Genomic DNA, 21,611 nt, shown 5'->3' on the forward strand with positions numbered 1-21,611 from the left:
GGCCTTGACCCCGGGTTTTGGACACCGGAGACACTTGGATCTTGATGGTCCAGGAGAACGGAGTCCCCGTGGGGATGAAGCACTACCCCGCCGAGTTCAAGGCGGACGCGGTCGCGCTGTACCGGTCGAGGCCCGGGGCGACGATCAAGTCCGTCGCCGCCGATCTCGGGGTGAACACCGAGACACTGCGGAACTGGATTCGGGCTGCCGACGGGCGCCGCCCGGGCGCCCACTCCTCAGCGCCGGCCGCTGCCCGGGATGGCGGTGACGACGTTCAGGCGGAGCTCGCCGCAGCCCGAAAGAGGATCCGCGAGCTCGAGGAAGAGCGCGACATCCTCCGCAAGGCAGCCCGGTATTTCGCGACGGAGACGCGCTGGTGAACCGCTGCCAGTTCGTTGAAGATCACCAGCGCCGTCACGGCGTGAAGCGGCTCTGCGACATCCTCGGCCTCTCCCGCTCGAGTTTCTACTACTGGCGCCGCACCGCGGCCGCGCGGATCGCTCGGCAGACCGCCGAGGCCGGGCTCGCAGCCCGGATATGCAAGGCCCACCAAGACTCCGACGGCACCTACGGAGCCCCCAGAATCACCGCCGAACTCCGTGACGAAGGCGGCCCGGCGGTCAACCACAAGCGCGTCGCGAGGATCATGCGGAACCTCGGGCTCGAGGGGGTCCGTCTGCGCCGTCGGCAGCGCACCACGCTCGCGGATCAGGCCGCGGCGAAGGCGCCGGATCTGATCGGCCGTGACTTCACCGCATCCGAGGTGAATACGAAGTACGTCGGCGACATCACGTATCTGCCGGTCAGCGGTTCGAAGCCGCTCTATCTCGCGACCGTCATCGACCTCGCCTCACGCCGTCTGGCCGGGTGGGCGATCGCAGATCACATGCGAACCGAGCTCGTCACCGATGCCCTGGCGGCCGCCGAACGGACCCGCGGGAGCCTGGCCGGAGCGGTGATGCACACCGACCACGGATCGCAATACACGAGCAGGGCCTTCGCTGAAATCTGCAGGTCAGCAGGGGTCAGGCAGAGCATGGGCGCGGTCGGCTCCAGCGCGGACAATGCCGCTGCGGAAAGCTTCAACGCCGCCTTCAAGAGGGAGACGCTCAAAGGCCGGAAGGCCTGGTCGAGCGAGCGCGAGGCCAGGCTCGACGCGTTCCGCTGGCTGACCCGATACAACACCCGACGCAGGCACTCCCGCCTCGGCCAGCGGTCCCCGATCGCCTACGAAAACGACCTCCGACCAACAGCAACTACCCTGGCCCAAGCCGCATAGACGTGTTCAACATCCGGGGTCAAGGCCCGCTCTGGGAGAGCGTCCACCAGCCGCAGGACCGTGTTCCGGCTGACCTTCGCCCCGAAGACGTCGGCCAGCCGGGCACCGGCGCGGCCAGCCAGGGCGAGGCCGACCTCGGCCAGCGCCGACCGCATTCGCTCAGTCCGTTGGCTGTATCGGCGCGTTAGGCCCGCGACCTGTTCAACGAACGTCCGCCGCTCGCAGGAGACGTCCTCGCAGGTGAAGCGCCGGACACCAAGCTGCAGCATCACCCGCCGTCCTGCCACGGGGAGGTCAGCAGGAAACCGCAGGTAGGAGCTGTGCACCCGCCCCGACCAACTTCCGCAGCCCGGGCACCGAGCCCGGGCCGTCCGACATCTGACACCGACTCGGATCACCTCGCCGTCGTCCTGCACCGACACCACCGTGATCTCCGGAGCTGCCAGGAAGAGCAGCTCTTCCAGCCGGAGCAGTACCTCGCACACAGCCCAGAAGCCTCAGCCCGGACGAGGTCGGCACTGGCATTTTCCAGACGATCTCGTGGGACGAATCAGCAAGATCGACGGTCACAGGGAGTAGGCACACCACAGAAGTTGGACCAGAACCCGTTCCCGTGAACAAAGCCATTGGTAGTGATCATGCCCGGTATAACGACGGGGCCCGCTGTCCGGGGCTGCCCTGCTCGGTGTCACGCAAGTGGGTGGGACACAGGTCAGGGCCGGGTTAGGGTCGCTGCAGCCCGTGCCGATATGGCGTGCGCGGGTCAGGCCCGGTGCCCACTCGTTTGGGGGCAGTACCGCCGGGCCGACCCATCCGCATTGGCGAGGGGTCCGTCAGCAGCGCAATGCGCTGTCAGCGCGTCCCGCCTCGCTGTCGGCCGGCCAGCTGCTGGACGGCATCGGCTCGGTGTGGCCGCCTGCTCGCCGGTCCCGCCGTTTGCTTCCCGGAGGCGCCGGGGGGACGAGACGTCTAGAACGAGACGTCGATGTAGTCGATGTCGGTGAACTCGACTTCGAGGGTCTCGGCGCGGGTGCCGCCGTCCTTGAAGTAGATGTCCTGGAGGCCTTCCGCGACGATCGCGCGCAGTTCAGGATCCTGGGCGCCCTGCTGCTGGGCGTCGAAGAGGCGTTGCGCGTAGGCGGGCGGGAGGTGGACGGTCAGCCGGCGCATCCGGCCGTCGTCGGTGGTGCCGATCGGGGCTGTGTACCCGAACCGTGCGCGGGTCTCGACGGTGATGCCGGTGCGGGAGGCGGCTTCCTTCCGTCGGCGGTCGCGGACCTTGGGCTGCCAGCGGGCCCGTACGGCGGTGTCGATGCGGTCGGTGATCGCCTTGGGCGGGGTTTTGCGTTCGCCGGTGCGGTAGCGCTCGATGGAGCGCTGGCTGACGCCGAGCTCGGCGGCCACGGCTTTCGTGGTCTTGAGCTTGCCCATCAGGAAGTTGATGCGGGCCTTCAGCGTTTTGGGCGGCTCCCGGGTGAAGACCTCCCGGTCCGCGCGCTCCAGAGCGTCGTCGATGTCCCCCACGGCTTCTATTCTCCTTCGTCCGTGACGGCGTCGCCGCCCTTGATGTGGCGGGCCGGGTTGAGGCCCTTCTCCATGAGGTCGACGGCCCAGGCCATCTCCTGGACGCCTTCGACCTTCGCGAGGCCGGGCGTGGTCCCGAGGCGGAAGGCTCCGGGGAGCGGCTTGCCGGAGGTGGTGTAGGGGAGGAAGTCGAGCGGGGAAGGTCCGGGGCTGGCGTAGACGACGCAGTCGGACAGGACCCCGAGCGGGTACTGCCCGATGGCCTTCGCGGTGTTGGCCATCTTGCGGTGCATGTTGACCCGGGCCTTGGAGATGACCGCGGCCCGGATGTCGGGGCGCCAGGTCGGGCGTTCCAGCGCCGGCCACCGCTCACCGTCCCGGTAGTGCCGTCCCTGGGGGCGTTCGCGGAGCTTGCCGATGCCGCCCTTGACCGTCGCCTTGATCGCGGCCAGCACGGCCGCCATCCCGGGGTCGACCTGCTTGTGGTGCTCCATCGCGGCGAGGAACTGCCGGTCGTCCAGGTCTGCGGTCACGCCGAGGTCGGCGAGTGTGTCGGCGTAGGCGGTCTTGAGACGGTCGTGCCACGGATCCAGATAAGCACCCGTCTCCCGGCGAAGGAACGCCTCGATGGGGGTGACGTCGTGGCCGAGCTCCTGGGCGTAGGCGAGGGTGTGGGTCTGGTACCAGGCCGGCCCTTCGGGCCGCCGGCCGGACGGGGTGAAGGGCGAGGGCAGTCGCGGGTCCAGCTCGATGTGCGAGAGGTCGACCAGCCAGCTGCCGGGGATCTTCTTGTTGAACTTCGGCGCGTGGAAGTGGTTGGGTGCGGACAGGCCGACGACCAGGCGCGCGGCCGCGGCGAGGAAGGCGGTGTTCAGGTCCAGGCCGACCGCGTACGGCAGCAGGCACTCCTCGTCCGTGAGTAGGTCCACCTCGCGCACCCACTGGTAGGCCTCCTCGTCCAGGAAGCCACCGGTCCAGCCCTGCGCGGCGGGGTGCTCCTGCGGGGCTTCTGGCGGGGCGGGGTCCATCGGCTCGGTGCCGAGCGAGCCCGGGTTGTAGGCGGACTCCCACTCACCCGCGGCCTCGTTCTTCACTGCGCGGGTCGGCGGCCGCAGCGCGGTCATCAACTCCAGCCCGGAGACGGCCGTCGAGCCGCGCGGGGTGATCACCCGGGCCGCGTACGTACCCAGCACGCGGGCGACCTCGGCCGGCTCCATCTCCGCCACCCCCGGCCAGGACCGCGCATCCAGCGCGTCCCACGACAGGACCGCGAGCTGCACGCACTGCCGCTGCCCGGCCTTCGCTGGCCGGTAGACACGCGCCCACGGGCCGAATCCCCGCTTGGTGAGCTTCCACTTCGCCTTCGCGAGCTGCTTGACGACCGGGTGGTCCTCGGACAGGCGCAGGGAGCGGCGCTGCTCGTGGCCCTCCAGCCGCTCGGGCAGCCCCAGCCGTACGGCGGCTGCCGCGGTCAGCACGACCAGCGGATCGGAGTCCTTGCCATTGCGGTTCAACCGCGGCGTGCCGAGCCCGGACTCCTTCAGCGTCCACTCCACCAACTGCGGAACGGTGGTGGCCGGGCAGTCCAGCACGATCCCGTTTGTGCCGTACGCGCTCCCGTCACTGTCCAGGACTACGAGCGGGCCGTGCGGGAACCGCGGGTCGACAGCCGACGGCGGGGCGGCCTTCCTCGCCGGGCGGCGGGACGTCACCGACGGCCCGGCCGCCTCCACGGGCGCCTTCACAACCGGATCCGGCGCAGCGGCGAAGGCGCGCTCGGCGGGTTGCTCCACGGGGCCGGTGAATGCCTCCGGAACCGGAGCGGGGGCGGGCACGGGCGTCGAGGCGGCCGGTGCGGGGTATCGCTCGGCCCAGGCGTCCAGCAGCCGCAGATAGGCCTGAAGCCGCGGCGGCCTCGGCTCGGAGCGGCCGTTCTCCCAGTTCTTCACCGTCTGCGGCGTCGACTTCAACGCGGCCGCGAGCCGGGCCTGCGTGACACCGGCCGCCTCACGCAACCGCGCCCGCTCCGCCGGAGACGGCAACCGCGGCTCGCCCTCCAGCAGTGCGTCCACCGCATCGAACAGTTCTTCCTGGCTCGGCATGGCCCACCTCCACCCCGAACCCTATCAAAATTAACTCTACCTGAGCGTTGAATTTAACCCTATCGAGTGGATCGTGGTTTCGGGATGTGCCGCGGGGCCCAGTACCCAACTGCACTGGTTGTTGGCCTCGTCCGGGTGTGGGCGTGGCTTTGTTCATGAGAACGGGGTACTTCCTGGAGCTGATGGACCACGGCATCGAGATCGAGCGCCGGGTCCCCGACGGCCTGCTGGAGATCGGCAAGAAGCTCGGCATCCCGCCGCTGGTGACGAACGACTCGCACTACACGTACGCCAGCGAGGCCGGCGCCCACGACGCCCTGCTCTGCATCCAGACCGGCAAGAACCTCTCGGACCCGGACCGCTTCCGCCTCGGACTTCTGGCAGGAGTGCCAACACGAAGCTGGTCGCGGACCATATCGACACCGAGGGCATGTTCAAGTTCCGGAACCTGATGCCGAAGTTCGACATCCCGAAGGGCTACACCGAGATCATCACCTGGTTCCCCGAGGGACTGCGGATCATGGACAACGCCGTCAAGATGGTGAAGGCCAACAAGGGGATCGGGGACACTGTCCCAGGACGGGCTCGGAGGCGGCGAAGCGCTTCAGGTCCCAGGTGAAGGGGCCGACGTAGGCCTCGTCGAAGTCGTTGACGTTGAAGATCAGCCGTCCATGTAGGTGCCGAAGTTCTCGGCGTGCAGATCGCCGTGGATCCACACGCGGCCCGTCCGCTCGTCCAGGTACGGGCCGCCGTGCCGGTCCCGCTCCAGGTCGGAGTAGAAGAGGCAGGCCGTGCCCCGGTAGAAGGCGAAGGCGGAGGCCGCCATCTTGCGGAATTTGACCCGGAGGGCAGCGGGGTCGGCGGCGAGCAGCTCACCGAATGCGGTGTCGAACACGTCGAGGATCTGCTCGGCGCGTATTGAGCTCATGACCTCTGTCATGCAGCCCGAGGTGCCCATGCTGAGGAAGGCGGATCGAACCACGGGTCACAAGCCCTTGGTGCTGATGGAACGTTGTCTACACCCTGACCAGGGCGAATTCTTCACTGCGCCGTGGTCGGCGGGCTCTCCTACGGCGCACGCCCTGATCACAAGGCCAACCACCCGGTTGAGTACATGGGGGACAACCTCACCGTGGTAGAGGACGGCAAAGTCCGCGAGCTACCTGAACGGGTGCCGCGCTGTTCGTTGCCGTGGAGGGCGGGTTCTCCCTGCGACATGAGCCGGTAGAGGCTCCTCTGGAGGGGACGCGGGCACGTGTCCTTGGCGCTCTGTACCGCCCGCCCGTATCCGTCGGTGCCCGAGAACTGTCAGCGGGTGCAGATACTCTGAACGGGCCCATTCGGGGAGCGTGTGCAGCTTCTGGAGGGCCGGGTTTTGACGGACCGTCGCCCCGGCCATCCAGTTGATGTGCGGCGGTCCTGATTGGGGGGCTCACATGCCCGGTAGCGACAAGCCGATGTCCGACGGTTGGGAGGACGAAGGCGCGCCGCGTGTCCGGGGTGAGAGTCGCAGCACTGCTCGCGATGTACTGCTCGCCGGCGTAGCCCAGGCCCTGCTGGCTGGTCTTGCGGACGAGGCCGCGCACTGGATCGTTCAGTTCGCGGTGTGGCTGTACGAGATGTTGGTCAGCCGCCTGTAAAACGCGACGCGCCCCCTGGTGCGGGAACACCAAGAGGCGCGAGGTGCGGGTTCCACCCGCGGCGGTCTCTGTCCCTGGTTCGCAGGCCGGGCAGAGGCCGCCGTTCTTGTGACACCAGTCTGCCGTCCGCCACTGACAATGCTCGGGGTGAGCAGGTACAGAGCGAACTTGCCTCCTGCGATGCCATGCCCACTGTAGCTCGGGTGCCGCTGCGCGAGACGTTTGCGCAGCCGGACAGCCCGTGAAACGCTCGGCGGGCGATGCCCAGCACTACCCACCCACAGACTGCGCCCAGTCGGAGCTGGTCGAGGTACGCGTAGTGGCGCTGCCGCGGCGGCCCGCTTCCCGGTCATGGTGCCGTGCCGGTAGGCGCGGCGCTGGTCCGACAGCCACCTGCCGAGCGGGAACGCCCCTGCCGGCTCGACGTGCTCTTACGGGACGTCCAGATCGCCCTCCCGCTTGCGGTAGCGGTACGCGGCTTCGGCGCCGCCGCGTCAGTGCGATCTCTCGGTTGCCTCCCCGCGCACGCGGGGGTGGGGCCAGACCTCGGGTGGGGGAGTCTGGGGTCAGAGGAGTCCGATCAGGTCGGCAAGCCAGTGTCCCCAGGGGTTGGTGGTGCCGGTGGCGAGGGGCACGATGACGGCGGTCAGCAAGATGAGAGGGCCGCCCACGGTGGCCAGGAGGGTCGGCCATGCCCGCTTGGGGGAGTCCTGCTGGTCGGGGTCGGGGATCGTCACGTTGGCTGCCGCCGACCAGATGAGGAAGGAGACCAGCAGTGCTCCCAGGGCGGTGAGGGTCTTGGCGAGCCCCGACACGCCGTTCTGGAAGACGGCGGCGGTGCCGAGACCGATCGCGGTCAGTCCGGTCAGTGTCAGGCCTGCCGTGACCACGTCCGCAGGCCTGGCCGGGCTCGCTTTCACGATGCGGTGGTGCGAGTTGGCGAAGTTCCCGATCTCGTCGGTAGTGGCGTGCATCCCGCGCAGGACCCGTTCCAGGCGGAGCCAGTCGACGGGGAAGATGCCCAGGGTGAACCACCGTTCCATCCGTACCAGGTCCGCCCGCGGGGAGCTGCCGGGCGCTGGCCAGGGCTTGTCCCGGCTCAGGTGGGCAAGCCGTTCGATCGACCACAGGACGTCCCCGCCGGCTCGGGCGCGCAGAGCTTTCAGCTGGGCGGTGAACTCCTCCTGGGTATCGGCGTGACCGAGCCCAGGTCTCGATACCGGACGCGCGGGCGTCAAGGGCTTGAAGGTACTGGCCGAGAGATCCGGCATCGACGGCCTGGAGGAGTCCTTGTCTGCTTCCACGTTGGCGACCTGCGTTGACACGACGGGAACAGCGTCTTCGACCCGGTCGTGGGACCCGGCGGGCGCCTCTTCGAGGAGGATCTGATTCTGGCGACGCAGGACCTCGACCTCCCGCTGCACAAGGAGGACCTGGTCGTGCTGCGCGGTGAGCTCGGCCTCCAGGCCGCGCGTGTAGGACTGCGCGTCCCGCAACTGCTTGTCCTGCCGCTCCACACGCCCTTCCAGGACGGCCCGTCCGGACTCCGCGTGACGGGCCTGCTCCAGCGCCTGCTCCAGCTCGACGGCCAACTGCTCCGCACGTTGCTTGAGCGCGGTCAGCTCCGCCTCGCCGGCCTGCTTCTCTTCCCGTATCCGGACGAGTTCCTCTTTGAGGTGGGCCAGCTGGACCGCCGGCGACCGACTCGCCTCGTGGGCCCGCCCACACAGGCGCGTCAACTCCTCCCGCACGCCGGCGGCCAGGGGCAGGCCACGTTCCGCGAGGAATGTGTCCAGCGCCGCGATGAAGTGGTGGGGGGCGACCCGCTCGCCGCTCAGGTACCGCGAGAGGGTGGCAGGGGCGACATGCGCGCCGACCGCGATCTCCTTCTGCGTCCCGCCCCGAGCGGTGAAGCCGTGTACCGCAGCACGTAACGCAGCCGCGTACGCTGCCGCCGCCGACCCCGCGTTCTTCGGTTCGTCCATCCCCGTGCCCCCCATCGACCGTGCCGCGCGTGCGCTCTGGCGCCGGCCCGGATTCGACGATTGTCACGCACCGGTACGCGGCGTGAAAGCCCGTTCCGGCCAGCGGTGCTGACCTGCCGTTACCAGTTGTCCGGGAAGCGCTGTTCCCACTGCCGCACCGATCCGCCCGGATCGACGCTCGATCTGTGGCCGCATCCGGCACCACATACGAGCAGAAACGAGGCATGACGGTGACTATGCTCCAGAACCTGCTGACAGGCTTCCTGACAGCATTGACCAGTGGCCTTGCCGCCACCCTGCCCACCTCACTCCAGAGCCCCGCCATACTCCTCGGCCTGGCCACCCTCACGGTCCCCGCACTGCGCGCCGTGTTGCGATACCGGCTCCAGGCCAAGGCCGTCGACAAGGCCGCCACACACGATCTCCCCGCCCTCTTCAACGCCTTCGGCGCCGCTGAAGCCGACCCGGCCGACGACCAGCCGCCGCCACCCGTCACCGAACCGTGACGACACGAGGCGACGATGACAGCCATCTGGTGGGGCCGACGGACTGCCCGTCCCATCCACAGACACGCGCGCCTTGCTGTCACGCCGCTCGGTTGGACTGCCATGCTCCCCAGGGCATGGCAGTCCGGCCCGTGGACCTGGTCAGGCGACACCGCTTGCCCCTGTGTCCGGTCCAGAGTCAGCGGGGTCGTCACCGACTGGTGGGTTGCCGTGTCCAGGAGAGCCTTCTACCCACCGCTCGACGGGACCTGCTCACCCAGTGGGCGGGTCTCGGGGTGGTGCGGGCGCGTTCCGAGCGGCCCGGCCGCCCCCTCCGCACCGCCATCCCCGAGTAGGTCGGCCGGTGACGCTGCAGCCCCGCCCGTCACCTCGGCCGGGAACGCACCGCTTCCCTCAGCGGCCGCCAACCGCCCCAGGTGCAGGGGAGTTCCGCCGAATTTTCCGATCTTGCCCCGGCACCCCACCCCATACCCGACACTGTGAGTGATGGGCAGTCAGCGCAGCGCACGCATGGGGGTGGGGATGCCCAATCGGTACGTGGAGCACGTCGTGTTTGGCCGCCTGGACATGACCCAGCCCGACCTCGGTATTGCGGGCGGTCGCCTGCTCCTGGACCGCATGTTGGCCGACGATCGCTTACCCGTGGAGGCTCGCGGGCTGATCTGCGCCGAGGACTGCATGGCCCTGGGGTTCATCGAGCCCATGTACGTCTATCGGCGTCAGGGGCGGGTCATCGCCTCCCACCAGCGCGGCGAGGCCGAGCAACGCCATCAGCCCGAGATCACTCCTGAACATCACGCCTGGGTGGACCGCGCCGTTCGCGTCGCCGAGGCCGAAGGCCACCGCGCTACTGAGGAGAAATTCACCCAGGACCGGAAGGTCCGCAGTGACGCCCTGATTTACGGCGCCGACGGCATCCGCCTGGGCGTCGAATCCCAGGTTTCCCCCGAGACCCCCCGCAAGCTCAAGACCCGCGACAACGCCGCCCGCCGCAACGGCGTGGCCGATGCCTGGCAAACCCCGCTTCATTCCCTGGTCGAACTCGGCGTCGTCCCCATGCTCCGCACCGACGCCTTGCCCGCCGAGATCATCAAACAGCCCAATCGGCCCATCCCGTTCCGCAGCGGCGTGCGCCACGTCGACATGGTCCGTTGCGACGAACGGTCTCCCGTTCCGTGCCCGCGTCGGAAGGCCGGTGGACGCTGTGGACGTCGGCATCCCCGCAGCAGGCCCAAGGAACATGGGTTCGACCAGTTCATCAGGGACGCCGCCGCTGGCCTGCTCGTACGGACCACCATCCGGGAACGCCGCGGCCTTGCCTTCGAGTTCTGGACCCCCCTTGGCGACCACCTGGCCCACCTGGCAGCCGCCGCCGAGAACGACGACGACATCACCGACCTGGCCACCCCTGAGCAGGCCGCTGACGAGGCCCTGGGCCGCCGCCTATGCCTTCCCATGGGCGAGGGCGACCCCACATGTCGAACCCGGTACCCCGGCGCCGACGCCGTTCTCCGCCGCGGTCTGCCCGAGGCATACGGCCGCCCACGCCCGACCGCCTCCGTGCCTGCGGTCCCACGGGGACGCTGTGGCGCCGGCGGAGGTATCGGGGCCTGTGGCGCCCCGGCGCGGCTGTACCCCGGCGGGTGGCTCTGTGATCAGCACAACCCGACTAGCTACCACCGGCAGGCTCATTGACGCCCAACCGGACCGATACGTTATGGCGTTGCGCGATCACACAGAGCGAAGGAGCGGACCCTTATGCGACAACCAGAATCAGACGCCGCGTTCACCGACGACGACGTGGAGGAATGGCACTGCCTGGAGACCACGGCGGTGAACGGTACGCAAGCCATGTGTGCGGCCAAGCTGGCGCAAGGGGACCTGCTGCTCCGCAAGGCGCCGATCCGGACGGAGGGGACGGCCAAGACCGGCGCCATGGCACATGTCAGGGCGTTCGCCGAGCGCGTCAATGTCGTCTTCTCCACCGCGAACAACATGCGGAGTACGGCGGCTTTCATGACCGCCGAACGCCGGCAGAAGATCGCGGAGACTGGCGTCACGGTTTCGTTTTCAGCCCTCCTGACCGTCGCGCTTCAGCCCCGGGGAAACGACGACGGGGAAGCGCGTTTCCAGTCCCTGCTCGCCCTCATGGGAGAGGCGCGCGAGAAGAATCCCCGGAATCCCCGGGTCTCCGTCGGGGAATATCGGGATGCCATCGGGGCCCCTCTGGACTCCGGAACCGAAGGCGGCGTCCCGGTCGCCAGGGTGGTGCGCCAGGTCACCGCCCGGCCGGACATCGTGACCGCGCTGGTAGAGGACGACGACACAGCCCGGAAACTGGTCGCCGCCTACGCCATCACCCGCCCCGACGTCGCCCGAGCCGTCGCGAAGGCCGACCCCGAGATGGCTGGCGCCCTCCAGGCCGAGGCCGTACGTCGCGACGTTCCCGCGCCCTCTCTCCCCGCACCGCGTACCGCCGCTGAGACCGCGCCGGCCCCCGAGGTCGACCCGGACGACCAGGCGCTGGACGACTACGTGGACGGACTGCCCGATGTACAGCTGAGCAAGTGGCGGGCCGACCTGGCCGGCGACCTGTCCAAGCTGGCCGCCGTCATGCTCCGCTCCCCCCAGGACGTCGCTGCGAAGGCCGACCAGGAACTGGTCCACCGCGTTCTGGAGCTGTGCGACAAGGTCACCGCCTGGGGCGAGCAGATCCGGGCCGAACACCCGCTCATGAAGAACACCGTGGACATCAACAAGATCAGGAGGGACCGCGTTGCCGGCTCACATGGTTGACGGCCCCGACGGGGCAACGCTGTACGTACCGCCGAAATACCACGCTTGGACCGAGGACCAGAAACGCGGCCTGGTCCTCGCCGTGAACGAAGCCGTGGCGCTCTACCCGCACAGCGAACCCCAGCAGGTCGCGCATGTCAGGGACGTGGCCATGCAGAACCTGGAACCGTGGGCCGAGCAGTTCAACCACGGCAACGCCCTGGACCTGGTCCGCTCGGTCGCCAACGCACAGGACTACATGCGCGACTGGCCGACCACGCCCCCACCGGTCCCCACTGACCCGCCCCCAGGCGGCGGCTCGGGCGGCGGAATCGGCCTCGGCGGGCTCATCCCCCCGCAGACCGGTGGGAAGTACCCCTGGGCCACGGGCGGGGGCTCCACTGCCGGCGCCGGTGCCACCATCCACGACCCGACCGGCGGCACCGAGGCCGAGGGCCCCGATCTACTGAGGATCGCCGCCGCCCTGGAGCAACTGGCCGTCCGCGACCACGCCCAAGCTGAGCAGTACGGCGAGCAGAAAAAGGTCAGTGACCGCCAGTACCGGGCCGCGGTCAAGTCCGGACACGTCGCTTCGGCGACGGGCAAGCTCATGAAGGCACTGGCCCCCGTGGCCGAGGACCACCCCGACGCCCGCAGCTACCGGGACTTGATGCGCCTGGGCGGCATCACCTTCGGGGAGTACAACCTGTCCGTGGCTGCCGTGGACGACTGCCTACGCCGAGCGAACCAGTCCGCAAGTGCCTGACCTGCTCACCCACCCACTCGGCCCCGACGATGACCCCTTCGCGTGGGCGGCCGGGTGGGACACCCACGCACCCCGAGGGCTACGACAGAAAGGTGCCAGGAACGGCCGCGTGGCCGATATCCACGCCTACGACGGGACTGTGGTAGAGACCGAGAAACTCCCACTCCGGCGCGACACCGTCACCGGCCGCCAACAGGACTGGCCCACCGTCCTGTGGATCCTGTACGCCCTTGACCAACACCTGGCCGGGAAACTACGGATCCGCCCGGCTGGCGGCGGCCCGGTCCAGTTTCGATGGGACCGCCCCAGCCGCAACGTCCAGCTGTGCCACCACTACCTCCTGGATCTCGGCTGGTCCGCCGACGCGGGCGACCACGTGCTGCTCGAACCCGCCCGCTACCAGACACACACCAGAACCCTGGCGGTCGGCGTCGGCCGCCTGCTCACAGCTGACAACGTGGCCCGCTGGATCCGCCACGGCGAGCAGCTCACTCCACACCCGATGCCCTCCAACGGCCGCACCGCCCCTGCATGACGAAGGCCCCCGCGGTACGGGGCCTTCGAGCAGGGCTTGGACGGAGGCGCTCGGGGTGCCGCTGCGGCGGTGCCGGCTGCGGGTGACCGCGTCCGCGGCCGTGCACCTGGTCCGTGCCGGGCTCCTCGTCTACCTCGGCGGTGAGGTCGCCTTCCCCGACGTCCACCCGGACCAGGTCGACACGCTCGCCCGCCGCCGGGACCTGCCCGCCCTCCTCGACCGGCACGTCCCCCTCGGCCCCGACCAGGCCGCCCGCCGGCTCGGCGTCCGCAGGGTCGACTTCGACGCCGCGGTGCGGCTCGGGTTCCTCTCCCCGATCGGCACGGTGGACGTCGACTACAAGTCCCACGGCGGGTGGACCACGGTGCCGCTCTACTCCACCCGCGACATCGCCCTCCTAGACGTCATCCGCCCCTGGGTCGACTGGCGGGCGGTGCGCGAGACCCGCCCCGGCCGCCGCTCCCCGCTCGCCTGCCTCACCCCGGTCACCCCGGACACGGACCGCGTGCTGCTCGCGGAGGTGGCCCGGATGGCCAAGGTGGGGCGGGCGGCGGTGGTCAACTGGCGCCGCCGCCACCCCGACTTCCCCACCCCGACCGCCGGGACGGAGACGCACCCCGAGTTCGACCGGGCCGACGTCGTCGCGTGGCTGCTCGCCCACGACAAGATCACCCTTCCCGCCGGGGCGGGGCAGGCTTCGCTGCTGGTGCGCGGCGACATGGGCGCCACGGGCCGGTTCCGGCTGGATGCCCCGTGGCTGGGCCTCGCCGACACCATCGAGGGCACCGACCAGCTGTCGGGCTGGGTCGCCGACGACACCGACGCCGACGCCCTGGCCGCGGGCCCGGTCGGAGCCACGCTGACCCGGCTCACCGCACCCGGCGCGGGCCCCCTCGCGGTCCTCGGCGACGTCCGGATGACCGACCGGTTCCGCTCCGGGTCCGGGCCTTGCGCATCACGCTGGAATGGCCGGCCCACCTGCGCGGCACCACCTCGCCGATCGGCACTGGTGGTGTGGTCCGCCACGGCGTCCCGCAGACGAGGACAGGCGAGGACTGCGTGCGCGCGGCATGGCTGCGGGGGCCTGGACCCGGTGCTGTGGTGCGACGAGCACGGTGGCGAGGCGCCCCCGGTGCTGGAGTGGCACGCGGGCGGCGGCCTGCGCTGAGGGCAGCTCGCGCGCGGCAGGGCGGCAAGCGCGTAGGGGCTCGTCGGCTGCGGGTGGTCCCGGCGCACCCTCGGATGCGCCGGGCGCCGGTCAGGCCCGGATTTCACCGTCCGGGGTGCTGGCCGCGCGCTGGTACCAGGCTTCTGCCTCGGTCTCGCGGCCAGTGTCCCGCAGCAGCACTGCGAGGTTGTTCATGGCGTTGGTGTGTCCGGTGTTGGCGGCGCGCTGGAACCAGGGTTCCGCCTCGGTCTCGCGGCCAGTGTTTACCAGCAGCAGTGCGAGGTTGTTCATGGCTTCGGTGTGTCCAGCGTCGGCGGCGCGCCGGTACCAGGGTTCCGCTTCGGTCTCGCGGCCAGTGTTTACCAGCAGCAGTGCGAGGTTGTACATGGCGTCGGTGTTTCCGGCGTTGGCGGCGCGCTGGTACCAGGGTTGCGCCTCGGTCTCGCGGCCAGTGTTATGCAGCAGCGCTCCGAGGTTGTTCATGGCGTTGGTGTGTCCGGCTTCGGCGGCGCGCCGGTACCAGGGTTCCGCCTCCGTCTCGCGGCCAGTGTTTACCAGCAGCACCCCGAGGTTGTTCATGGCGTCGGTGTTTTCGGCGTTGGCGGCGCGCTGGTACCAGGGTTGCGCCTCGGTCTCGCGGCCAGTGTTATGCAGCAGCAGTGCGAGGTTGTTCATGGCGTTGGTGTGTCCGGCGTTGGCGGCGCGCTGGAACCAGGGTTGCGCCTCGGTCTCGCGGCCAGTGTTATGCAGCAGCGCTCCGAGGTCGTTCATGGCGTTGGTGTGTCCGGCGTTGGCGGCGCGTTCGTACCAGGGTTCCGCCTCGGTCTCGCGGCCAGTGTTCTGCAGCAGGAGTGCGAGGTTGTTCATGGCTTCGGTGTGTCCGGCGTTGGCGGCGCGTTCGTACCAGGGTTCCGCCTCGGTCTCGCGGCCAGTGTTCTGCAGCAGGAGTGCGAGGTTGTTCATGGCGTCGGTGTTTCCGGCGTCGGCGGCGCGCTGGTACCAGGGTTGCGCCTCGGTCTCGCGGCCAGTGTTTACCAGCAGCACCCCAAGGTTGTTCAAGGCGTCGGTGTTTCCGGCTTCGGCGGCGCGCTGGTACCAGGATTCCGCTTCGTCGATACGGTCGGCGTCTTCGAGCAGGAACGCGAGGCTGTACATGGCGTCAAAGTCTCCGGCTTCGGCGTCCCGTTGGAGGTGCTGCTCGTCGGTTTCCGACGCCTCGGCTGCCGGGCCGGGGGTGGGCCCAGGTGCGAGATGGGCGGAGCGCAGGCGTGCGGCCACGTCTTTGGCGGTGGGGGGACGGCCGGCAGGGTCTTTGGCAAGGAGGGAGGTGATGAGGTTGTCGATGCCGGGCGCGATGGCGGGCTGGTGGGTGCTGGGCGGTTCGGGAGCGGTAGACAGGTGCATGGCGATGACGGCGTACGCGGAGTCCGCGGTGAACGGGGGGCGCCCGGTGAGGAGCTCGTACAGGCTGGCACCCAGGGCGTACAGGTCGGCCGAGTGCGTCGGTGTCTGGCCTCTGAGCTGCTCGGGAGCCATGTAGAGAGGGCTGCCGAGCAGCGCTCCGGCCGTGGTCAGGCCGATCGTGCCGTCCTGGATCTGGACGATTCCGAAGTCGCAGATCTTGATGGTGCCGTCGTCGAGCAGCATGAGGTTGGCCGGCTTGATGTCGCGGTGCACGATGTTCCGCGCGTGGGCGGCGGCCAGCCCGTCGCACACCTGGGCGCCGTACTCCAGCACCTGCTCCGGGGGAAGCCCGCCGGGGTGGTCCTCGTGCAGGACCGTCGCGAGATCACGCCCTTCCAGGAACTCCAGGACGAGGAACGGGGAGACTTCCACCTGCCCATCGGCGCTCATCTCCTGGTGCTCGCCCAGGTCGTGGACGACGGCGATGTTGCGGTGGTTCAGCCGGGCGGCCGCCTCGCCTTCACGGCGGAAGCGTGCCAGGACCTGGGCGGCGAGCCGGTCGTCACGCAGATGTGAGGCGAGCACCATCTTGATCGCGACGGTGCGGCGCAGCCTCAGATCGGTCGCCGCCCACACCTCGCCCATACCGCCGTGCCCCAACCGGCTGTCGAGCCGGTAGCGGCCCGCCAACTCCATCCCCCTGTACATGCAGGTCACCGTATGCGACCCGCCCGCGATGGGACAATTCACCAGCAGCCTGTGATGTGGAGCGGAACCAGTTGCTTGGACATCGCGGCCGGGTGCGGCGGCACCGACGTGGAGTTCACCCCAGCCCCGTAGCCGGACGGGGGTCTGCCATGGGCGCGGACGGCAGACCCCAGGGCGTAAGGGCGACGCTGTCCCAGTTCGCCTGGTGCCCCGAGCACGGTGTCGCGGCCGGCCCGCTGCTGGAGTGGCACGCGGGCGGAGGCCTGCGCTGCGCGCAGCTCACGCGCGGCAGGGCGGGGAGCGCGTAGGGGCTCGTCGGCTGGGCGCGGCCCCGGGCGCACCCTCGGGTGTGCCTGGGGCCGGTGGTCAGGCCCGGATCTCGTTGATGGGATCAGGGACGTTCAGGTGGCGCCCCGGGTGGGGCAGGCCCATACCTCGGTATCGAGGCGGTGTGCTCCGTGGTGGCCGGTGAGGGTGCCGCGGGGGACTGCCCCGTCGTCAAGGGGGCGGTTGCAGATGACGCAGGCCCGGCCCGCTTGCTGGTCCCATGTCAGCCCCTTCACGGAGGGGAGCGGGGCGCGGGCGCACGAGGTCGCGGTCACGGCCGCGGCCGGGGGTGGCCGTCTCCGGGCTCGGGGGCGGTGACGGCTTCGGGCAAGGGTCCCCGCAGGTAGAGGACCGGTTTCAGGGAGACCCGCCGAGACACGTTCGGGGAGCGGTCACAGTGACCGCTCCCCGAACGGGGGCTCAGGTTCTCCGCGATGACCGGTCTGCTGGTCTACTGCCGGACGAAGGGCTCGCTACCCTCCGGGGCATAGGCCAGGTCCAGCTCTGCCTGATCTTGATCCGTGGAGTACAGGAAGAACAGGTCGCACGTCGGGCCACCGGCGGCGGCCGTCAACGTGACCTCCGTAGCCGGCCCGACGGAGTCCAGATGCCAGGGTCGCCAGGTACCGGTGAACTTCGTGTCGGCTGACCACGCCCCGTTGTGACACACGCTGGGAGGCAGGCTCACCTCTCCGAGCGCACCGTCCTTGAGGAACTGGATCGTGCCCAGGGTCGGCGACTTCCAGGACCCGACGACCTGCCGCGCCCTGTCCTCGTCCGTCTGCACGGTGCAGGACACCGCCAGCGGTAGGACGGCCACCAGTGAGCCGACCAGGAAACGGACGCCACTCCTCATCCGACATCTCCCTTCTGGAGCGGGTTACTCGAAGTCACTGGGTCGGGCATAGTTCCCACCTGTCATGTAGTTCTTTGCCTCCCTGGTGATCGCGTCCCTGAGCTGGGACTCCGAGGCCCCGGGGTTGGCTGCGGCGATCTTCTCGCCCATCTGGCGGCCGTACTCGTTGTTCACGAGGTCCGAGAGGTGATCAACATAGTTGTGGCCTTCCCGGTCGCCGTACGCCTCGTGGGCGTCCGCAGACATCGCTTTCGCCGACCGCCACGCAGCGCACGGCAACTTCCGCGCTGGGCCAGACTCACAGCCCACACCCTGACCGGGCTCGAATGCACAGGCCGAGACCATCCAGACAGGGAAGTCCTTCGCTGGGCCTTCAGCAGGCTCGGCAGCTGACGCTTGTGCTCCCCGAGTACGGCACCCGCTGACCTCCTCACCGTGCCCAGTCGACGCCGAGGTCGGCCAGAGCGGCCCGCTGCGCCTGGTCGAGTCGGTCGCGGCGCTGCTTCTGATTGGCGAGCCACACCCCAACGCGGCGAATGTCCCCATCGGGCATCTCCTGCACACCGGCCCGCCCCGGCATGGCGCCTTCTCGCGCAATGTACTGCTGGAGGGCCTGGAGGCCTTTATGGAATGCCTCGCCGTCCGTGCGCGGCCCGGTGGCCGCGGCCGTCTTCGCGGGTGCCCTGCGGGCGCGTGGGGCCTTGCTCACGCCGAGTTCGCCGAGCCGCTGCTGCTGCTCCTCGTTCAGCCGGTCCCAGTTCCGGCGCTGGGTGGCGAGCCACCGTCCGACGTCCTCACCGTGCCGGGTGACACCGGGGACGACGGCCGTCAGCCGCGCACCGGAGGCGAGGAGCTGGGTGAGGTAGGCGTAGTGGCGTTGCCAGTCGACCGTCCACCCCAGCGTCCCCGGGTTCCAGTCGGGGTCGATCGCGGCCAGCTGCGCGGCCCGCCGCTGCGCGCGTTCGGGGTCCTTGCCCAGCCCGCCGGGGCGGCGGATGTTCGTGAGGTACTGCCCGACCTGGACGTCGAGGATCGCTGCGCCCCGCGGAGCAGCCAGGGTCCCGTGGAGTTCGTAGTAGGCGCGTGCGGCGCCGAGGTTGGTCTCGAAGCCGGCGTCGGCGGTGTCCCAGACGATCCCCAGCTCCTCCAGCTCGGCCGCCCGCTCGCCGGTCATGGCCCCGGCCCGGTAGGTGCGTCGCTGATCCGACAGCCACCGCCCCAGCGGGAACGCCCCCGCCGTCTCCACGTGCTCGTACGGGACCTCCAGATCGCCCTCACGCTGCCGGTAGCGGTACGCGGCCTCCGCGCCCCGACGCCAGTCCTGACGCTCGGTGTTGATCACGGTGTAGCTGATCCACTTCGCGATCAGCGCCGGATCCCGCGGCGCCGCGAACCGGAGCAGCAGCCGCGACTCTTCCTCACCCTCCTCCGGCGCCCTCCCGACCGGCTGAGACGGGTCCACGATCCTTTTCTGGTTCTCCTGCGGAATAGCCAACATTTCCACAGCCTTTTCATCATGCGCCCGAAGTCCAGCCAAAACCCGAATGAGCGGCCGGTACGAATTCGACGAAAGCATGTCTTCAGGCTTTTCATCCTCGCGCAAAAAGACAGGCACGATCAGCGTGGCCATCTTCCCTTCACCTGGCTTTTGCCGCAAGGCCCGCCCGATGGCCTGGACGATGTCGACGGCCGACCCCTTGGGATCGATCAGGGCCACACTGTCCGTCGCCCGAATATCAACTCCTTCGCCCAGAACTCGGCAATTACTGAGCACCGCCCGCCCGGCCCTGCGCCCGAAATCCGCGAGCACAGACTGCCGGTGAGCACCCTCGTGCTCACCGCACAGCCACCCCGACCACACCCGCTCCGGATGCCGCCCCGGATCCACCGCATGCAACCGGCGGGCAACGCGGTCCAGCCCGGCCGCGAAGGCCTCCGCCTCCACCGTGCGGTGGTGGAACGTGATGGTGGTCTGCAACCCATGCGCGGCCATGGTCTCCAGGAGCGCGGTCTGCATCGCGGCGAGGCGCTCGCCGCGCAGCTGCTCCTCGTACCGCTCCTCACTATTCAGCCGTTGCGGAGTGACGACGGGGTCGGTGAGTTCCGCGACGACAATTTGATACTTCGCCAAAAGCCCCCGGGAAATAGCCGCAGCGAGCGACAACTCATAAACGACCGGCCCGAACACCCTCGGATCGTCCATCGAGCAGGCGAGTTCCTTCGGCAGCCGGTCCCAGCGTGGCCGGTTGACGTAGACCCGGCCCTCCGCCTCCGCCTCCTCACGCTCCTTGCGCTCCGTCTCCTCGGCGAGCCGGCGCGCCTCCTCCCGCTCCCGCTCCTGCGCCCGAGACCGCGGGGGCCGTTCCATCCAGATCCGCGGGGTCGCGGTCATGTACAGCCGGCGCATCGCCGGAATCACGTCCTGGCGGTGCACATCGGCCCACGCCTTCCCGGCCGACCCGGACGTCCGGTGCGCCTCGTCGACAATCACCAGGTCGAACACGTCCATCGGCAGCCCGTACAGGCCCTCGTGGGCCTCGGCGATGACCGGCAGGGAGGCGTAGGTGGCGTAGACCGTGACGGGGCCGCGCCCGTGCCACAGCCCCAGCTGCGGCGCCGACGTCATCGTCCGCACGTCGAGCTGCCACAGTTGCGGGTCGTCCTCAAGCGAGCAGACCGCGACAGCCGGCCCGCTGTGCCCGGCGAGCCGCCACTCCCGCACCGTCTGCGTCAGCAGATCCAGCGTCGGCAGCAGCACCAGGACCCGCCCGTGCCGCGCGAGCCGGAGCGCCGCCGCAGCGGCGATAAAAGTCTTCCCGGTCCCACACGCGGATACGACCGTCGCCCGCAGCCCCGCCTCCGGAATCCGCTTCCCCGGCGGAATATCCAGCCCCCGGACGATCGCCTCCACCGCCTCCTCCTGATGAGGACGCAGCACGATGTCACCAGACTTCTGCATTCGGCACTCCGCTGAACTCGAAGCGGCGGACAGACCCGCCAGGGAGGGGGTGGCGATGTTCTCGGGATCCTACACAGCTACACACACCATCTCTGATGTGATGCACACTGACAACTGTACCGGTACGGTGCTCTCCGTGAGGACGTATCGCTGGTGTGCGCTCCCGCCTGGTGCCTCTTCGTCGACGCGACCGGCCTGCCCCGCAGTGCCCGGTGCGTGGGATGGGCCCGTGTTCCTGATGGGGCGCGGGCCCTGAGCGGCGTGAGGTCTACCTGCAGGCCTCCATCTCATTTTTGTTCGTCGTCCGTGATGAGGTTTGTGGGTTCCTTGTACGCCGGTTGGCCGTCTCGGAGAGCGGGCGTCCGGGCGGTGGGTGAGGTTCGGCTGTAGCCGTGCAGGGTGCCGGCTACAGCTTGTGGAGGTGCAATGAGCAGGCGTCTGGTGATGAGCGTGTGTGCTGTGCTGCTGGCGGCTGGGGGAACGCTGGCCAGTGCGGGTGTGGCGAGCGCCGACATTGTGGATGTGTCTTTCGGTAACGGGGGGAGCGTGTCTGCGAACTTCGCGGGCATCCTTGACGTCTTCGCAGGGGACTGCAACGGCTCTAACGATGCCGCCTGCGGCAACATCGACATCAGCCTTTTTTAGTGCGGCCCGGTGGTGGGAGCCGTCTCTCACGTTCCGGCGAGACGGCTCCCACCAGGTAGCTCACTCAAGACCCCGCTGGGCATCAGCCCCAGGCCGGGCGAGGGCCCCCAGAGACATGCACTCGACAGCCAACCTCGAGCACCTCGACTGCTGCCAGCCAGGCCCGCGGGAGCGGGCCTAGTCCTGGAGGCGGAGCCGGAAGGACTTGAAGGGGTGGGAGCGTCAGCGGACAGCCCTTCGATGTTCGCGCTTGCGCGGACATCTGGTGGCGCGTCAGCGCCACCGGCCCGGCGCTTGCGCCGGGCCTTTCCCTGGACGTCCGCTTGCGGACGTCGATTCCCGCGCTCGCGCGGGAATCTGGCGAAGCGTCAGCGAAGCCTGCCCGGAGCGCAGCGGAGGGCGTCGCTCTTCGGCGGCTTGCCGCCGAAGGTC

18 protein-coding genes and 2 pseudogenes are annotated in these 21,611 nt (G+C 69.4%); 11 read left to right on the plus strand and 9 right to left on the minus strand.

From position 1 onward, the window contains the following. Positions 1-68 precede the first annotated feature (68 nt). Positions 69-1,279, plus strand: a protein-coding gene (locus tag OG373_RS41095; RefSeq protein WP_405435054.1) for an IS3 family transposase whose coding sequence is annotated in 2 segments (ribosomal slippage) — positions 69-360 and positions 360-1,279 — 1,212 coding nt in all. Because the reading frame shifts where the segments join, the coding sequence is not laid out codon by codon here. Here OG373_RS41095 and OG373_RS41100 read toward each other — a convergent pair. The 3 genes from OG373_RS41100 to tap form a co-directional block, all read right to left on the minus strand. After that, on the minus strand, positions 1,228-1,764 hold the full coding sequence (locus OG373_RS41100) for a transposase family protein (RefSeq protein WP_405443886.1): 537 nt from the start codon (positions 1,762-1,764) through the stop codon (positions 1,228-1,230). The two genes, OG373_RS41095 and OG373_RS41100, sit on opposite strands and share 52 nt — an antisense overlap. Before the next feature lie 484 nt (positions 1,765-2,248). Next, positions 2,249-2,803 (minus strand): telomere-protecting terminal protein Tpg, encoded by a 555-nt coding sequence (gene tpg / locus OG373_RS41105; protein ID WP_405435053.1) that lies wholly within the window; start codon positions 2,801-2,803, stop codon positions 2,249-2,251. A gap of 5 nt (positions 2,804-2,808) precedes the next feature. Beyond that, entirely contained in the window at positions 2,809-4,905 is a 2,097-nt protein-coding gene (tap, locus tag OG373_RS41110) for a telomere-associated protein Tap (protein ID WP_405435052.1), read from the minus strand. A gap of 161 nt (positions 4,906-5,066) precedes the next feature. On the opposite strand from tap, the pseudogene OG373_RS41115 reads away from it, so the two are divergent. Continuing rightward, positions 5,067-5,413, plus strand: a pseudogene (locus OG373_RS41115) (hypothetical protein); the annotation flags it as partial. Positions 5,414-5,477: 64 nt separating this feature from the next. Here the strand turns inward: OG373_RS41115 and OG373_RS41120 are convergent. Continuing rightward, positions 5,478-5,845: pseudogene (locus OG373_RS41120) on the minus strand (DUF2252 family protein); the annotation flags it as partial. A gap of 496 nt (positions 5,846-6,341) precedes the next feature. Between OG373_RS41120 and OG373_RS41125 the strand changes: the two are divergent. After that, positions 6,342-6,545, plus strand: coding sequence for a hypothetical protein (locus OG373_RS41125; RefSeq protein WP_405435051.1), 204 nt, complete (start codon positions 6,342-6,344; stop codon positions 6,543-6,545). Positions 6,546-7,111: 566 nt separating this feature from the next. Here OG373_RS41125 and OG373_RS41130 read toward each other — a convergent pair. Further along, positions 7,112-8,530 carry a hypothetical protein gene (locus tag OG373_RS41130; protein WP_405435050.1) on the minus strand — a complete coding sequence of 473 codons (1,419 nt, stop codon included), beginning with the start codon at positions 8,528-8,530 and terminating at the stop codon, positions 7,112-7,114. Positions 8,531-8,754: 224 nt separating this feature from the next. Here OG373_RS41130 and OG373_RS41135 point away from each other — a divergent pair, with 224 nt between their 5' ends. The 6 genes from OG373_RS41135 to OG373_RS41160 all read left to right on the plus strand — a co-directional run bounded on the left by OG373_RS41135 (position 8,755) and on the right by OG373_RS41160 (position 14,280). Next, positions 8,755-9,036, plus strand: a complete 282-nt coding sequence (locus tag OG373_RS41135; RefSeq protein ID WP_405435049.1) for a hypothetical protein — start codon at positions 8,755-8,757, stop codon at positions 9,034-9,036. Between the two features lie 486 nt (positions 9,037-9,522). Next, positions 9,523-10,731 carry a hypothetical protein gene (locus tag OG373_RS41140; protein WP_405435048.1) on the plus strand — a complete coding sequence of 403 codons (1,209 nt, stop codon included), beginning with the start codon at positions 9,523-9,525 and terminating at the stop codon, positions 10,729-10,731. A gap of 63 nt (positions 10,732-10,794) precedes the next feature. After that, entirely contained in the window at positions 10,795-11,832 is a 1,038-nt protein-coding gene (locus OG373_RS41145; RefSeq protein ID WP_393785752.1) for a hypothetical protein, read from the plus strand. An 82-nt stretch (positions 11,833-11,914) separates the two neighbouring features. Next, positions 11,915-12,577 (plus strand): hypothetical protein, encoded by a 663-nt coding sequence (locus OG373_RS41150; RefSeq protein WP_405435047.1) that lies wholly within the window; start codon positions 11,915-11,917, stop codon positions 12,575-12,577. A gap of 109 nt (positions 12,578-12,686) precedes the next feature. Continuing rightward, the gene (locus tag OG373_RS41155) at positions 12,687-13,112 is read left to right on the plus strand and encodes a hypothetical protein (protein WP_393785750.1); all 426 of its coding nucleotides are present in this window, start codon (positions 12,687-12,689) and stop codon (positions 13,110-13,112) included. A gap of 82 nt (positions 13,113-13,194) precedes the next feature. Next, entirely contained in the window at positions 13,195-14,280 is a 1,086-nt protein-coding gene (locus OG373_RS41160; RefSeq protein WP_405435046.1) for a hypothetical protein, read from the plus strand. Between the two features lie 90 nt (positions 14,281-14,370). Here the strand turns inward: OG373_RS41160 and OG373_RS41165 are convergent, their stop codons facing one another. Continuing rightward, a complete protein-coding gene (locus OG373_RS41165) occupies positions 14,371-16,392 on the minus strand; it encodes a serine/threonine-protein kinase (RefSeq protein WP_405435045.1) in 2,022 nt (673 codons plus the stop codon). Between the two features lie 149 nt (positions 16,393-16,541). Between OG373_RS41165 and OG373_RS41170 the strand changes: the two genes are divergently transcribed. Next, positions 16,542-16,700: a hypothetical protein gene (locus OG373_RS41170; protein WP_365481977.1), complete on the plus strand. Its 159-nt coding sequence runs from the start codon at positions 16,542-16,544 to the stop codon at positions 16,698-16,700. Positions 16,701-17,170: 470 nt separating this feature from the next. On the opposite strand, the gene OG373_RS41175 is transcribed toward OG373_RS41170, so the two are convergent. The 3 genes from OG373_RS41175 to OG373_RS41185 form a co-directional block, all read right to left on the minus strand. Beyond that, positions 17,171-17,575, minus strand: coding sequence for a hypothetical protein (locus OG373_RS41175; RefSeq protein ID WP_405435044.1), 405 nt, complete (start codon positions 17,573-17,575; stop codon positions 17,171-17,173). 24 nt (positions 17,576-17,599) lie between these two features. Further along, entirely contained in the window at positions 17,600-17,821 is a 222-nt protein-coding gene (locus OG373_RS41180; protein WP_405435043.1) for a hypothetical protein, read from the minus strand. Positions 17,822-18,005: 184 nt separating this feature from the next. Continuing rightward, a complete protein-coding gene (locus OG373_RS41185; protein ID WP_405435042.1) occupies positions 18,006-20,534 on the minus strand; it encodes a Helicase associated domain protein in 2,529 nt (842 codons plus the stop codon). Between the two features lie 426 nt (positions 20,535-20,960). Here OG373_RS41185 and OG373_RS41190 point away from each other — a divergent pair, with 426 nt between their 5' ends. Continuing rightward, positions 20,961-21,179, plus strand: coding sequence for a hypothetical protein (locus tag OG373_RS41190; protein WP_405435041.1), 219 nt, complete (start codon positions 20,961-20,963; stop codon positions 21,177-21,179). The last annotated feature ends 432 nt before the right edge of the window (positions 21,180-21,611 follow it).

It is taken from the genome of Streptomyces avidinii (assembly GCF_045161815.1).
Classification (GTDB): domain Bacteria; phylum Actinomycetota; class Actinomycetes; order Streptomycetales; family Streptomycetaceae; genus Streptomyces; species Streptomyces avidinii.

Excerpts from the sequence above, each read along its gene's own strand:
- tap (WP_405435052.1), bottom strand. The coding sequence starts at position 4,905 with ATGCCGAGCCAGGAAGAACTGTTCGATGCGGTGGACGCACTGCTGGAG.
- OG373_RS41125 (WP_405435051.1), top strand. The coding sequence starts at position 6,342 with ATGCCCGGTAGCGACAAGCCGATGTCCGACGGTTGGGAGGACGAAGGC.
- OG373_RS41130 (WP_405435050.1), bottom strand. The coding sequence starts at position 8,530 with ATGGACGAACCGAAGAACGCGGGGTCGGCGGCGGCAGCGTACGCGGCT.
- OG373_RS41135 (WP_405435049.1), top strand. The coding sequence starts at position 8,755 with ATGACGGTGACTATGCTCCAGAACCTGCTGACAGGCTTCCTGACAGCA.
- OG373_RS41140 (WP_405435048.1), top strand. The coding sequence starts at position 9,523 with ATGGGCAGTCAGCGCAGCGCACGCATGGGGGTGGGGATGCCCAATCGG.
- OG373_RS41145 (WP_393785752.1), top strand. The coding sequence starts at position 10,795 with ATGCGACAACCAGAATCAGACGCCGCGTTCACCGACGACGACGTGGAG.
- OG373_RS41165 (WP_405435045.1), bottom strand. The coding sequence starts at position 16,392 with ATGTACAGGGGGATGGAGTTGGCGGGCCGCTACCGGCTCGACAGCCGG.
- OG373_RS41170 (WP_365481977.1), top strand. The coding sequence starts at position 16,542 with ATGGGCGCGGACGGCAGACCCCAGGGCGTAAGGGCGACGCTGTCCCAG.
- OG373_RS41175 (WP_405435044.1), bottom strand. The coding sequence starts at position 17,575 with ATGAGGAGTGGCGTCCGTTTCCTGGTCGGCTCACTGGTGGCCGTCCTA.
- OG373_RS41180 (WP_405435043.1), bottom strand. The coding sequence starts at position 17,821 with ATGTCTGCGGACGCCCACGAGGCGTACGGCGACCGGGAAGGCCACAAC.
- OG373_RS41185 (WP_405435042.1), bottom strand. The coding sequence starts at position 20,534 with ATGCAGAAGTCTGGTGACATCGTGCTGCGTCCTCATCAGGAGGAGGCG.
- OG373_RS41190 (WP_405435041.1), top strand. The coding sequence starts at position 20,961 with ATGAGCAGGCGTCTGGTGATGAGCGTGTGTGCTGTGCTGCTGGCGGCT.